This is a genomic window from Oscillospiraceae bacterium (genome assembly GCA_015067255.1).
Taxonomy (GTDB): Bacteria; Bacillota; Clostridia; order Oscillospirales; family SIG519; genus SIG519.
In genome coordinates this window covers 26,197-39,681 of record SVMS01000001.1, presented here as the reverse complement: position 1 = coordinate 39,681, position 13,485 = coordinate 26,197, and the positions used below count along the sequence as shown (strand labels likewise).

At 36.2% G+C, this 13,485-nt stretch carries 12 protein-coding genes and 1 tRNA gene; 8 read left to right on the top strand and 5 right to left on the bottom strand.

The features are described from left to right. Positions 1–103 precede the first annotated feature (103 nt). On the top strand, positions 104–2,137 hold the full coding sequence (locus tag E7480_00215) for a hypothetical protein (GenBank protein ID MBE6903018.1): 2,034 nt from the start codon (positions 104–106) through the stop codon (positions 2,135–2,137). Between the two features lie 214 nt (positions 2,138–2,351). On the opposite strand, the gene E7480_00210 is transcribed toward E7480_00215, so the two are convergent. Further along, a tRNA-Pro gene (locus E7480_00210) sits at positions 2,352–2,427 on the bottom strand. Positions 2,428–2,826: 399 nt separating this feature from the next. Between E7480_00210 and E7480_00205 the strand changes: the two genes are divergently transcribed. From E7480_00205 to trmD, 4 genes are read left to right on the top strand one after another with little or no spacing between them, the layout of a single operon-like run. After that, positions 2,827–3,630, top strand: coding sequence for a biotin--[acetyl-CoA-carboxylase] ligase (locus tag E7480_00205; protein MBE6903017.1), 804 nt, complete (start codon positions 2,827–2,829; stop codon positions 3,628–3,630). Then, positions 3,627–4,838: a cofactor-independent phosphoglycerate mutase gene (locus E7480_00200; protein ID MBE6903016.1), complete on the top strand. Its 1,212-nt coding sequence runs from the start codon at positions 3,627–3,629 to the stop codon at positions 4,836–4,838. Before E7480_00205 ends, E7480_00200 begins: the two co-directional genes overlap by 4 nt. A gap of 17 nt (positions 4,839–4,855) precedes the next feature. Next, positions 4,856–5,344, top strand: coding sequence for a 16S rRNA processing protein RimM (gene rimM / locus E7480_00195; GenBank protein ID MBE6903015.1), 489 nt, complete (start codon positions 4,856–4,858; stop codon positions 5,342–5,344). Beyond that, positions 5,344–7,563: a tRNA (guanosine(37)-N1)-methyltransferase TrmD gene (gene trmD / locus E7480_00190; protein MBE6903014.1), complete on the top strand. Its 2,220-nt coding sequence runs from the start codon at positions 5,344–5,346 to the stop codon at positions 7,561–7,563. Before rimM ends, trmD begins: the two co-directional genes overlap by 1 nt. Here the strand turns inward: trmD and E7480_00185 are convergent. Both E7480_00185 and E7480_00180 read right to left on the bottom strand, forming a co-directional pair. Continuing rightward, entirely contained in the window at positions 7,560–8,162 is a 603-nt protein-coding gene (locus tag E7480_00185) for a hypothetical protein (protein ID MBE6903013.1), read from the bottom strand. The genes trmD and E7480_00185 overlap by 4 nt on opposite strands. A 59-nt stretch (positions 8,163–8,221) precedes the next feature. Continuing rightward, entirely contained in the window at positions 8,222–9,121 is a 900-nt protein-coding gene (locus tag E7480_00180; GenBank protein MBE6903012.1) for a peptidase M14, read from the bottom strand. A gap of 88 nt (positions 9,122–9,209) precedes the next feature. On the opposite strand from E7480_00180, the gene E7480_00175 reads away from it, so the two are divergent. After that, positions 9,210–10,445, top strand: a complete 1,236-nt coding sequence (locus E7480_00175) for a DUF1015 domain-containing protein (protein MBE6903011.1) — start codon at positions 9,210–9,212, stop codon at positions 10,443–10,445. A 67-nt stretch (positions 10,446–10,512) separates the two neighbouring features. Here the strand turns inward: E7480_00175 and E7480_00170 are convergent, their stop codons facing one another. Both E7480_00170 and E7480_00165 read right to left on the bottom strand, forming a co-directional pair. Continuing rightward, positions 10,513–10,725: a hypothetical protein gene (locus E7480_00170; protein MBE6903010.1), complete on the bottom strand. Its 213-nt coding sequence runs from the start codon at positions 10,723–10,725 to the stop codon at positions 10,513–10,515. Positions 10,726–10,762: 37 nt separating this feature from the next. After that, complete coding sequence (locus E7480_00165) at positions 10,763–11,929, bottom strand: hypothetical protein (GenBank protein ID MBE6903009.1); 1,167 nt, start codon at positions 11,927–11,929, stop codon at positions 10,763–10,765. Positions 11,930–11,950: 21 nt separating this feature from the next. On the opposite strand from E7480_00165, the gene E7480_00160 reads away from it, so the two are divergent. Then, positions 11,951–12,250 carry a hypothetical protein gene (locus tag E7480_00160; protein MBE6903008.1) on the top strand — a complete coding sequence of 100 codons (300 nt, stop codon included), beginning with the start codon at positions 11,951–11,953 and terminating at the stop codon, positions 12,248–12,250. Positions 12,251–12,295: 45 nt separating this feature from the next. After that, the gene (locus tag E7480_00155; GenBank protein ID MBE6903007.1) at positions 12,296–13,477 is read left to right on the top strand and encodes a hypothetical protein; all 1,182 of its coding nucleotides are present in this window, start codon (positions 12,296–12,298) and stop codon (positions 13,475–13,477) included. Positions 13,478–13,485 lie beyond the last annotated feature (8 nt).

Here is a 13,485-nt window from a genome sequence, read left to right as displayed (position 1 = left end):
TTTTGTTTAGTATATCTCAAAAAGATATTTGTTATTCATTTAATTTCTTGTAATGCTGATTAAATTGTGATATAATAGGCAACATTGAAAAGGAGATGTTCGTATGTGGAACATAATTATTATCTTAATTTTAATTATCGAGGTATTGATGCTGCTGCGTTTTATCGTTGGCAGGTTTCAAAAAAGAAGGTTAAATGAAACTGCGGTATTTGTCGGCGTTGTTTTTGCACTCAATATGTCGTTATACTTTGTTCCGTTTCTGTATAAAGTAATAGAGCTTGGAGAAGAGTCCAATTATATTTTAGGCTTTATTGGTTGTATAGGACCGTCAATCAAACTATTTGTCGGTGAAGCTAAAGTGGAAATGGTAACAAGCTTTGCGAAGGAATTTGTACTCTTTCCCTTTACTTTTATGATAGGCGTTATTGTTGCAATGCTAACTACCATTACCGCAACAGTAGAGGCTTTCAGCAATTCTATTGTCAGTGCTTTTCGTCTTGCAAAGGCTTTGAAAAAAGACACTTGTGATATTGTTGTCGGCAATAGCTCCAAGGCACTTCATTATGTCAAAAATTGTAATGCGGTATTGTTGCTTGACGATAGTGTGGGCAAGGCCTCTGTAAAAGAGCTTATTGAAGACGGCTATGCAGTTATGCGTAAGGATTTTACTGTGCGTTTGCTGAAAAGCTGGTATTTAAATACATCAACCCGTTATAATATTGTTTGTCCCGATTCCGAAAAAGCTTTGAATTATATCGATACATTTATTGCATATAAAAAGGTTGAAGAAAAAGCTAAAAACATATACTTATATGTAGAAATGGAAGGGGACAGAGCAGAAACTATTCGCCGTGAAATCATCGAAAAAAGCGGTATGGAAGCCTATATTGATACTTTTAGTATAAATGAATTAGTAGCTCGAACCTTTACTGAGGAAAATCCCGTTACCAAGTATTTGCCTGATATATATATTGAAGATGCTGCTATTAAACAAGGAACACAAATCAATGTATTTATACTTGGATTTGGAAAACTCGGTCAAGAGCTGTATCGTCAATCAGTGCTGAATAATCAGCTTGTTACTTTTGATGGTGAATATAAAGAATTACCTGTCAATTACTATTTGTGCGATACCAATATAGATGCTACAGAATGGAATATCGGCGGCTTGTCTGAAGCTCTTAGCGAATTAAATGCGACAGAATATTTCCCGTTGCCTGAGATACCTTTTAAAACAACTGTCATTGATAAGGCTCCTGCTTCCTATAAGGTGCTGACAGCTATTAAAGCTCAGGTGCAAAAGGAAAATAGCTATACACTTGTTATTGTTGATACCGAGGAAGATTGTCATAATATTGAAATCGGCGCAAGATTGAAAACAGCTCTTATTGAGCAAAATAACTATCATATTTTTGTACGAAGCGAAGCTGCTTACATTCAAAGTGATGAAATCGTTTCCTACTTTGGCAAAAGCAACAGCGTATTTAATCACGATGTTATTGTAAACGACAGTTTATCCACAATGGCAAAGAAGCTTAACGAGGTTTATACTGCGCAGTATGCAGGCGAAGAAGAAAGAAATCGTTCCGACTTTAAAGAGTACATACAGAAAAAAGCAGAAAAAGATTGGGAAAAACTTGATTATTTCACCTTATATTCCAATATCTATTCGGCAATGAATTTGCGTGTAAAGCTCAATTTGCTTGGCCTCGATTACACAAAAGACGGAAAAAGTGCAAATATTGAGCTTATCAATGAGCGTCACAGACATAAGGAAGAATACGCTTATAACGAATATTTTAATCTCTCTGTTCGTAATGCGCTGATTGCTCAGGAACATGCAAGATGGAATGCTTATCATCTGCTTTATGAATATCTGCCCCTCAGCAAAAATAGCATCAATGTTAAATCGGATGACGGCAAAAAAGTGCGCTTTAACGTGAAGAATACAGAAGCTAAAAAGCATGCTTGTCTTACCACATTTAAAGGACTTAATGACCTTTCCTCCTACCTTGCTCAAAAAGCAGGTAACGGATGTTCTGCCGCAGATTATGACTATTACATTTATGACGAAATGCTTATTACCTCTGCGGATGAGCTATTGAGTTCTCTTGGATATTCAATAATAGAAAAATAAAAAAGTGAAATCGACAAGGCTTAATAGAGCCTTGTCGATTTTTGTGTGGATGTTTGTAATCAATCCGAAGGTAAAAATGCAAGGCTGATACCTTGATGCCATACAGTTCGCAAAAGCGAACTGATTACATGCTCGCTAACGCGAGATTACATACCAATCCAATCCTTCGGATTGGATAAAAAACAAAGCACTTCCGAAGAAGTGCTTTGTTTTTTGGTCTGAGTGGCGGGACTTGAACCCACGGCCTCTACCACCCCAAGGTAGCACGCTACCAGCTGCGCCACACCCAGACATTTAATACAGCCATAAGATAATACCATACTTTAAAAGAAAAATCAAGATGTTTTTTTAAAATTTTTTAAAAAAATTATTTTTACTGATTTTACCGTCTGAAAATGTAAAAATATCATCTTAATTGAAAGTGATAATGATTGTAGTTTGTCGAAACGCTTAAAAGCGTTTTGCAAGCCGATTTTATCGGCTTTGTGCAATTAAATTTTTTAAGATTTAATTGCACACGACACTCATTGCAATGGTTATTGTCAAATTTTCTTCGAAAATTTGCTTCCAAATCATAGGTTTGGCGTCGAAAAAGTATTTTTATTTACTTTTTCGACTATCTATAACCATTATAATGATTGACGGATATTATTGTTTATGTTAAAATTAAAGATAAGGTGACAATAATAATGAGTTTTGAAAAATGTGATTTTCTTTCAAAAACACAGATAGAAAAATATTTAAAGGGTAAGGCAAAAAAAGTTTCTTTGCAGATATATGATACTGTCGGTTCTACAAACGATATTGTAAAGCAAGAAGCGTTGCAGGGCGCTGAAGAAGGGCTTACGGTAATTGCTTTACATCAGACTGACGGGCGGGGAAGTAAGGGCAGAAGCTTTTTTTCACCTGCTTACAGCGGTATTTATATGAGTATTTTGCTCAAGCCGGATTTGTCGGAAAAGGTGGGGCTTATAACCTCTCTTGCAGGAGTTTGCGTATGTGAAGCTACTAAGAAGCTATCTGATAAAAATGCAAAAATAAAATGGGTAAACGATATTTTTATAGATAATAAAAAGGTTTGCGGAATACTTACCGAAGGCGTTTACTCAAAGGATAACACCTTTGCTTATGCAGTGCTTGGCATCGGTATAAATGTATATTCCCCCAAGGACAGCTTTCCCGACGAGCTAAAGGATATTGCAGGAGCAGTTTTTGAAAGAGAAACCCCCGATACTAAAAATAAATTAGTTGCTGAAATATTGAATTTATTTTTTGAAAAATATCACGAATTTTCTAAAAAGGAAATCTGCAGACAGTACAAAGAAAAAAGTCTTGTTATAGGGAAAGAGATAACTTTTACTGAACAAGAAAAGACAAGTCGGGCTTTAGCTTTGGATATTGATGAAAACTGCGGACTTGTTGTAAAACTTAAAAACGGACAAATAAAAACATTAACAAGCGGACAAATAAGTATAAGGAAGGAAAAATTATGAAATATATTGTTATTTTAGGCGACGGTATGGCAGACCAGGCAGTACCCGAATTAAACGGAAGAACACCTCTTGAATGTGCAAAAAAGCCCAATATAGATAAGCTGTGTCAGCAGGGAGAGCTGGGAATGGTTAAAACAGTACCCGACGGCTTTGCGCCAGGAAGCGATGTTGCAAATTTAAGCGCTATGGGATATGCTCCCGAAAAATATTATACGGGCCGTTCTCCCCTTGAGGCTGTTTCCATAGGAATAAAGCTTAAGGACAGTGACGTTACATTCCGCTGTAATACAGTAACGCTTTCTGACGAAGAAAATTACGAAGATAAAACAATGGTTGATTACAGCGCTGACGAGATTACAACAGAGGAGTCTACTCAGCTTATAAACTATATAAATGAAAATTTACACACCGATAAAATAACCTTTTATCCCGGTATCAGCTACCGTCACTGTATGGTATTTGACGGAACACATACTGATTATGATTTAACACCGCCTCACGACATTTCCGATAAATGCATAAAGGAATATATGCCCAAGGGCGAGGACGCAGAGCTTATAACTGAGTTTATGAAAAAGAGCTATGAGCTTCTTAAAAATCACCCTGTAAATCTTAAAAGAATCGAAAGAGGACTACGTCCTGCAAACTCTATCTGGCTTTGGGGACAGGGCAAGAAGCCGATGCTTTCAAACTTTAAGGAAAAGACAGGTCTTTCGGGCTGTGTTATCTCCGCTGTTGACCTTATAAAAGGAATAGGTATCTGCGCCGATATGCAGGTTATCGAGGTAGAAGGTGCTACAGGTACTGTAACTACAAACTTTGAAGGAAAAGCAAAAGCAGCGGTACAGGCTTTGAAGGACGGAAAAGATTTTGTATATATCCATATGGAAGCGCCCGACGAAGCAGGACACAGACACGAGGTGGAAAACAAGGTTAAAGCTATTGAGCTTATAGATGAAAAAGTAGTGGGATATATTTTAAAAGAATTTGAAAATGAAGAAATTTCAGTTCTTGTTATGCCTGACCACCCCACACCTCTCATCACTAAAACTCATTCAAGAGAGCCTGTACCCTATATTATATGGACAAATAAACAAAGAGCCGATATTAAGGCAAGCGGACTTACCTATACCGAAAAAAATGCGGCTTCAACGGGAATTTATGTAGCACAGGGACAGGAGCTTATGAATAAGTTTTTGAACAAATAGCGAAAGGTCGTAAAAATATGATAGAGGTCGGAAAAATAGTTAATACCCACGGCATAAGAGGGGACCTTAAGGTAGAATACTGGTGCGACAGCGCAGAGGTCTTTTTTGAGCTGGACACCGTGTTTTTAAAGGACGGCACAGAGTATAATATAGAAGATGCAAAGCTTCATAAAAACCATTTGCTTGTTCACCTTGAGGGTATAGATAACATAGAAAATGCCGAAAAGCTTAAAAATAAAATCCTTTATGCCGATGAGAACGATTTCGAGCTTGAGGAAGACGTATATTTTATCAAGGATATAATCGGAGTAGAGGTTTTTGATGCCGATACAAACGAAAGATATGGAAAAATAACCGAGGTTTTACAAAACAGCTCAAAGGACGTCTATGTTATAAAGGGTGAAAGCAGGGAATATCTTGTTCCTGCTGTTGAAGAGTGTATAATAGAAACCGATATAAATGAAAAAATAATGAAAATAAGACCGTTGAAAGGGCTTTTTGACTGATGCGATTTGATGTTCTTACGATTTTCCCCGAGCAAATTCGGGCGGTTATGGATTCAAGTATAATAGGCAGAGCTCAGAAAAATAACATTTTGCAGATAAATGCACACGATATAAGGGAATACACAACCGACAAGCACAGAAAAACGGACGACTCTCCTTACGGCGGCTCACGGGGAATGGTTATGAAAGCAGAGCCTATATACAACTGCTTTAAAGCCGTTACAAAGGATTTGAAAAATGTACATACCGTGTATATGTCCCCAAAGGGAAAAACGCTGACTCAGAAAAAGGCAGCGGAGCTTTTGAAATATGATAATATTGTAATTCTCTGCGGTCATTATGAGGGCGTTGACCAACGTATTCTTGATATGATAGTAGACGAGGAAATCTCAGTGGGCGACTATGTGCTTACAGGCGGAGAGCTTCCTGCTATGGTGCTTATAGATACCGTTGCAAGAATGGTTGAGGGTGTTTTGCCCGAAGAAGACTGCTTTACTGATGAAAGCCATTTTAATTCCCTTTTGGAATACCCCCATTATACAAGACCTGAAATTTTTATGGGAAAAAGAGTGCCTGAGGTGCTATTGAACGGACACCACAAAAAAATATGCGAGTTTAGACGTGAAAAATCTATCGAAACAACAGCGGCTAAACGTCCCGAAATGCTTTTGAATGCAGATTTGACAGAAAAAGAAAAGAAATTTGCTGCAAAAATAAAAAGAAATAATACAAGGAAAAATAAAATGCTTAATGAATTATCTAAGCTTCAGAACGGAAGCGATATAAGAGGAATAGCTCTTGAAGGAACAGAGGGGGAAAATGTAAATTTAACCCCCGCAGTTGCAGAGCTTTTAGCAAGAGCCTTTGCCGAGTTTTTATCGGTAAAAACAGGCAAGGCTGTAAATGAGCTTAAAATCGGAATAGGACGGGATTCAAGGCTTTCGGGCCCCGATTTATTAAATGCGGCGGCAAAGGGACTTAAAAAAAGCTCAGCAACAGTTTATGACTGCTCTCTTGCCACAACCCCGAGTATGTTTATGTCTACTGTGCTTGACGGCTTTAAGTATGACGGCTCAATTATGATAACTGCAAGCCATTTACCCTTTAATCGCAACGGAATGAAATTCTTCTGTGAGGATGGGGGACTGGAAAGCTTTGAAATAAAAAAGCTTATTGAGATAGCAGTTAAGGGCGAATTTTCTCAAGGCGAGGGAAAAATTTTAAAGGCAGATATAATAAGCGCATATGCAGACTCCTTAGTTGAAAAAATCCGCCTTAAAACAGGCTTGCAAAAGCCTCTTTTAAATAAAAAAATAGTAGTTGATGCAGGAAACGGTGCGGGCGGCTTCTTTGTGGAAAAGGTTTTGAAGCCTTTGGGCGCAGATACAAAAGGAAGCCTTTATCTTGAGCCTGACGGAAGCTTTCCCAACCATATTCCCAATCCTGAAGATAAAGAAGCTATGGAGTCAATAACAAAGGCAGTCTTAGATAATAAAGCCGATATGGGTGTTATTTTTGACACCGACGTTGACCGTGCGGCAGCTGTTTCGGGTGACGGAAAAGAGATAAACAAAAACGCTTTGATTGCCTTGCTTGCAACTGTAATTATGAGAGATTGCGACAAAAAAAATCCCGTCATAGTCACCGACTCTGTTACGTCAAGTGAGCTTGCGGAATTTTTAGAGGATATAGGCGTTACACACCGTCGCTTTAAAAGAGGCTATAAAAACGTAATAAACGAGTGCAAACGCTTAAACAAAGAAAATATTTACTGTCCCTTGGCGGTGGAAACCTCGGGACACGGCGCATTCTCTGAAAACTATTTTCTTGATGACGGCGCATATATTATCTGTAAGCTGTTAATTGAAATGTCATTACTTTCAAAGGATAATAAAAATCTTTTTGATAATATTTCAAAGCTTGAATATCCCGTTGAAAGCACAGAAATAAGAATTAAGCTTACAGACAGCGATTTTAAAAAACAGGGTATTGAAATGCTCGAAAAAGTACAGGAGTTTGTAGAAGCTTCTGACGAATTTACAATGCTTAAGGAAAATTTCGAGGGCATTCGGGCAGACTTTAAGTGCGAGAATGAAAAGGGCTGGTTTTTGCTTCGCCTTTCTCTCCACGATCCTCTAATGGTGCTTAATATAGAGGCCCGTACAGCAGGAACTGTTGAAAAAATAAAGAATAAGCTTTCAGAGTATATAGCTTTTTAAATGCTTTTTATATCTTCGACTATTTTGTTGAAAATTTCAATAAACTTAAATCTTACAGAAGCCTTCTTGCTGGAAGGCTTCTTTGTTATCTCAAGCTCTTTTTCATTTAAAATGTCTTCCATATCATTTTTAACGCTTCCGCTTAAGCAGATTTGCGGAAAAAGTACGCACCACCAGTTTTCACCCTTGCCTTGTCCTATTTTTATTACTAATGCGTTATAATTTCCCGCAGGTAAAAGAATATCGTTTTCATATTCTTTAGTGGGGAAAAACTTGTTTTCAATACTTATCTCAATGTCTCTGTCTGAAAATTCTTTTGCAATATTGAGTATTTTTTCTTTGTTTTGCTCTGACAGATACATAGCTTCATTTGCATCTTTTGCATTTTGAAAAATATATGAGCATTTGCTTAGTATTTCATCTCTTAAAGCATATTTTTCTATCTGGTCCTCAGCAGAATTTGAGTTTGCTACAATGTGTAAACGGAATACCTTTTGAGAAACGCTCTTAGCTGTGGCAAGGACAGTAATAGCACTGCAGGAGAAAAGTACAGCAAAAATTAAAAGAAGTGATAAAAAGAAAACCTTGATTTTTTTCATATGTCAATTACCTTCCCGAATTTTTATACGGAAATTATTGACAACTGAAAAATTTTTATTCAAATAAAAATGGGTAAAAAAATCATCATTTCCTTTAATCTGAAAAAGGCGTTTTTAGTTTGCTCTTTAGTTAGAGGATTTTTACCTAAGCCACATTCAATGGTAAAGCCCGGTCTGTTAAATTCTTCGATAAACCAATCCTTGAAGCCTCCGTAGCTTGCAATAGGCTCGGGAACAGAGAGAGTATAGCCTGTCAGCTTTTTAATTATTTTGGCAATCTCTAAGGCATTAGGGGGAGTATAACCGTTAAAATCGTAGTATATTTCTTCGCCCTGTGAATGAAAAGCCACAACGCTGTCAAAATTTAATTTTCTTGTAAGGGCGCACAGGGCAGAGCTTTCTGCTTCACTTTCGGGAAATTCTCCGCCGTAACGGGTAGCACAGCCAAAAAATATATTATTTTTTTGTTCAAGAAGCTTTCCCTTTGACCATTTGGCATTGTAATTGTGATTGAGGTCAACACCTCTTGCGTTTGCTTGCCAATTTTCAAAATTTTCTGAGCCGTTATTCATCGAAACAATTCTTTGGTACATAGGATTGTCAAGGCTTATTCCGTTAAGATGCAGCTCTGTGCCGTCTACATTAAGACAAAAAACGATATAAAGAGTACAGTTGTTATAGGCAAGGGTGCTTTTATAGCCGTAAACTGTCTTTTTTTGTGATACTGCTCTGCAGTAATCGTTAAAAAATTGCAGTAAAATCTGAGTACAGCCCCATTCAAGAGCGTGATGACCGCCGACATAAAGCAGTTTTTTCTCTCCCACTCCAATTTTTGCACAGTATATATTTCTTTGCATAAAGGATTTGCCGATAGGAAAAATTTCTATAAAATCATATTGCTTTTCAAAATCAGATAAAATTTCTTTGACATTTTTATAATCGGGTTTTATATCAAACATAAAAATATCTCCTTATTTTTTGTAGACAAAAAAGTGTTTATGTGATATTATTTATATATGATAAAATTTGAAAGGAAATACCCGAAAAATGAAAATGCCTTTTTATCCTGCTGATATATTGCTTATCAAAAATGCGCCCTTTGAAAAATGGAGCGTTGTAGCTTGCGACCAGTATACAAGCGAGCCTGAATACTGGCAAAGAGTAGAGAAAATCGTTGGAGATTATCCCTCTTGTCTGAAAATAACCTTACCTGAAATTTATCTCAATGATAAAAATGTACAGGACCGTATTGAAAATATAAATAAAAATATGGATAAGCTTCTTGAAGAGAATGCTTTTGAAGAGTATAAAAACAGCTTTTTCTATATAGAAAGAACTCAGAATGACGGCAAAGTCAGAAAAGGACTTATAGGTGCCGTTGATTTGGAGCAATATTCTTATGAAAAAGGCTCTCAAAGTCAGATAAGGGCAACAGAGGGCACTGTTCTTGAGAGAATACCGCCGAGAGTTGCTGTAAGAAAAAATGCTTCCTTGGAAGCACCTCATATTATGCTTCTTATAGATGACAGAGAAAAAAGTGTTATAGAGAGTATAGCTCCAAGCTCAGATACTGTATATGATTTTGAGCTTATGGAAAAGGGCGGAAAAATAAAGGGCTATGCTTTAAATAAAGAGGAATGTGAAAAGGTTTCCAAGGCTTTGGATTTATTGGCAGAGAAAGCCTTTGAAAAAAATGAAAATCCGCTTTTGATTGCAGTGGGTGACGGAAACCATTCCCTTGCAACCGCAAAGGCTTGCTATGAAGCTCTTAAAAAGACAACTGAGCCCGAATATTACTTAAATCACCCTGCACGCTTTGCTCTTTGTGAGCTTGTAAATCTACATAGTGAAGCTTTGGAGTTTGAGCCTATCCACCGTGTGATTTTCAAGGTGGACGGTGATAATTTCTTAAAAGAAATGAAAAATGAATTTGAAATATGCGCTCAGAATGAAGCAACTCAAAGCTTTGAAATATTGTATAAAAATAAGCTTGAAAAAATCTTTATAAAAAATCCTCCTTGCGACCTTGCCGCAGGAACAGTACAGCAGTTTATTGATAAATATATTGAAAATAATGGCGGAGAGGTGGACTATATTCACGGAGAGGACACCGTCGAAAAGCTTTGTCAGCAGGAAAATTCAATAGGAATTTTGCTTCCCTGCCTTGATAAAAACGAGCTTTTTGATAAGGTTATTTCAAACGGCGCGCTGCCGAGAAAAACCTTTTCAATGGGACACAGCTACGATAAGAGATTTTATTTAGAGTGCAGAAAAATTAAGTAATTGAAAGCCGATAGGTCAATTTGACCTATCGGCTTTTAACTATTGTGAAACAACAAGGTTCTGGGTCTCATATTTCAAAATCTTCTTTGGTATATCCTTCAAGCATTTGAGCATTTTGCTTTTTAGGCTCTCTTTTGAAAGGGTCATATTTGAATTTGCGGCATTTGTAATCAGCTTCTACGACACCCTTTTTCTTGCACATTATTTTTTCTGAATTTATAAGTAAAGTAGCACGTTGACAAACTGCACAGCATTTTTCAATGTTTTTATTAAAAAGCATAATTCGCATACTCCTTCTTTGTGTTCTCTTTTCATTATTATACATCATTTTTTTTATAAAGCAAATATCTTTTTTTAATAAAAATAATAATTTTATAAAAAAGTACAAAAAACAAGCATATAACAAAAAATATATTTAAAATTTTTGTTGTTGAATAAAAGAAATTTTCATTTTTAAAGTTAAGGAAAACCTGTTTTTCAATGGGAAATAATAAGGCTAAAATATAAGTTATAAAAAAAGAACTAATGCTTTGAAAAAGCTTTCCTAATATATAAGGCTTTGCTGAAAACGGACTTTCTTTTAAAAAAGTAATTATCTGACAGTGCACCGATATTCCCGCCCAGCCCAAAATGCTTCCTGTGACGGCAAGGGGGATAGCGCCTGCACTGCTTTTTTTAACCCCTGCAGTAATTTCAAAAAAGCCGATAATTAGCTGAGAAATATTTTCTTTTTCTAAAAAAATACCAAGCCCCGCAAAATGTAAAAGCTCACTTAAAAAATTTATTATATAACAGCATTCAAGTAAATTTATAAAAACACAAAAGAAAACAACAAAAGCGCAAATATAAATAATAGAAAGGGAAGAGGCTTTAATTGCATCAATAAAAGAAAGAGGTATATTTTGAAAAGCTGTTTGAGTATAGCTTTTATTTAAGAGCTTTTCCTTTGGCTTCCAAAATCTGCCGAAGACAATTCCTGTAAGCATAGAGGAAAGAATTTGAGCTGAAAGAAGCATAATACCGATAGTTAAGCTTTTGTATATACCTACGCCTACCGTTATCAGAATAAAAGCAGGACTTGTGTTGTTGCAAAAGGTTAAAAGTCTTTCTCCCTCTGTCTTTGAGCAAAGCTTATTCTGATATAGGGAAACAGCAGATTTTGTACCCATAGGATATCCGGAAATCAAGCCTAAAACGACGGTGCCGGCACAGCTTTTGTTGAGATTAAAAAGCTTCATTAAAGGCTGTAAAGCCTTTGAAAAGCTATTGAGAATACCGCTGTTTATCATAACGCAGGATATTACCATAAAAGGAAAAATAGAAGGAATAACGGCATTTAAGGAAAGCTCAATTCCTGTTCTTGCACTATCTGCACTTTGAGATGGAAAAATAAGTATACCCATAGCTGTAAACAAAACTAAAAGAGAAAATAAACGTCTTGAATAATTTTTCATATTTCTCACCCTGTAAAAGTATATTCCCATAGGTTATTTTAATTGACCTTTATGAATAAAATAAAAACGGTGGTGAAAAAAATGAAAGAAAACTCAAAAATCAGTAAAATAGCCAGAGCTATGGACCTGCCTGCCGACGTGTTGAAAACAACACCGCATATAGAAATTTCGGGAAATAATGAAATACTTGCCCAAGGGTATTTAGGAATACTTTCCTTTGATACTGAGCAAATAACCTTAAGCGCAGGTAAATATTCCTTAAAGATAAGCGGTTATAATCTTTTTATAAGGAATTTTACTGTCGATGCCGTTTTGATTTCGGGGACAGTTACCCATCTTGAATTTATTTAAAGGGGGACAGGGCATAGGTATTATACTGCCTTTTGCTGTTTTAAATTGCTTTTTATAAAATTTATAAATATGCTTTTCGGATATGTAATAATAGATGTTTTTGACGGCTTCCCCGAAAGGTTTGTAAATCTGCTTTCAAGCTCAAATATAAACACTTGGGGAATTGCCCGTACAAAAGACAAAAAAATACGGCTTCGTATACGTTGCTCACATCTTAAGAAGATACGCCATTTTGCATTTGTTACAAAGGTTAAAGTGAAAATTGTAAAGAAATGCGGATTTCCTTTTTTGATTTACAGATACCGTAAAAGATACGGCATTGTGGTTGGCGCAGTTTTGTTTTTAATCCTTCTTTTTTTGCCCACATTTTTTGTTTGGGATATCGAGGTTACGGGAGTAGATGCAACGACAGCTCAAATGATAGAACAGACAATATATGATGACGGAATAAAGATAGGTGCTCCCACCTTTTCTCTTGACAGACGCACAGCTCAATTACATATATTAAAGGAGCATAAAGATATTGTCTGGACAAAAATATCAATAAACGGAAGCCGTGTAACAGTGGCAACGGCAACGGCGACACAGCAGCCGCCTATGATTGATAAAGATAAGGCCTGTAACATAGTGGCATTGAAGGACGGACTTATAACATCAATAGACGTATTGGAAGGTACGAAAATAGTTAAAAAAGGGGATACAGTTTTAAAAGGGGAGCTTTTGGTAAGCGGTATAGTAGATGCTAAAAATGACGGAGTTAAATACGTTCATTCCCTTGCACAAATTAAGGCTGATACGCTTACGGTAATAAGCGCTCAAATGCCTTTAAGCTATACTACGCAAATAGCTACGGGAAATAAATATAACCGTTACAGCTTGCTTTTTCTCGATAAAAATTTACCGCTTTATATAAAGGATAAAATTAAATATTTATCCTACGACAGCTTTGAAGACGATAGGTTTCTTTCTTTTTTTGATAATTTTTATTTCCCGTTAGGAATAAAAAAACAGCAAATTTTTGAAACACAAAAGCAAGAAATTTCTTTTACAAATGAACAGGCAGAAAAAGCAGCTCTCGAAATGCTTTTTCAAAAAGAAAAGCTTGCCTTAAACGGAGTTGAAATTAAAGACAGACAAATAGAGGTTGTAATTAAAGATAATGCTGTTGTTGCAACAGGAACATATCTTTGCAGCGAGCAAATAGGCTTAAAGGTTATTATTGAATAGGGGTTTTT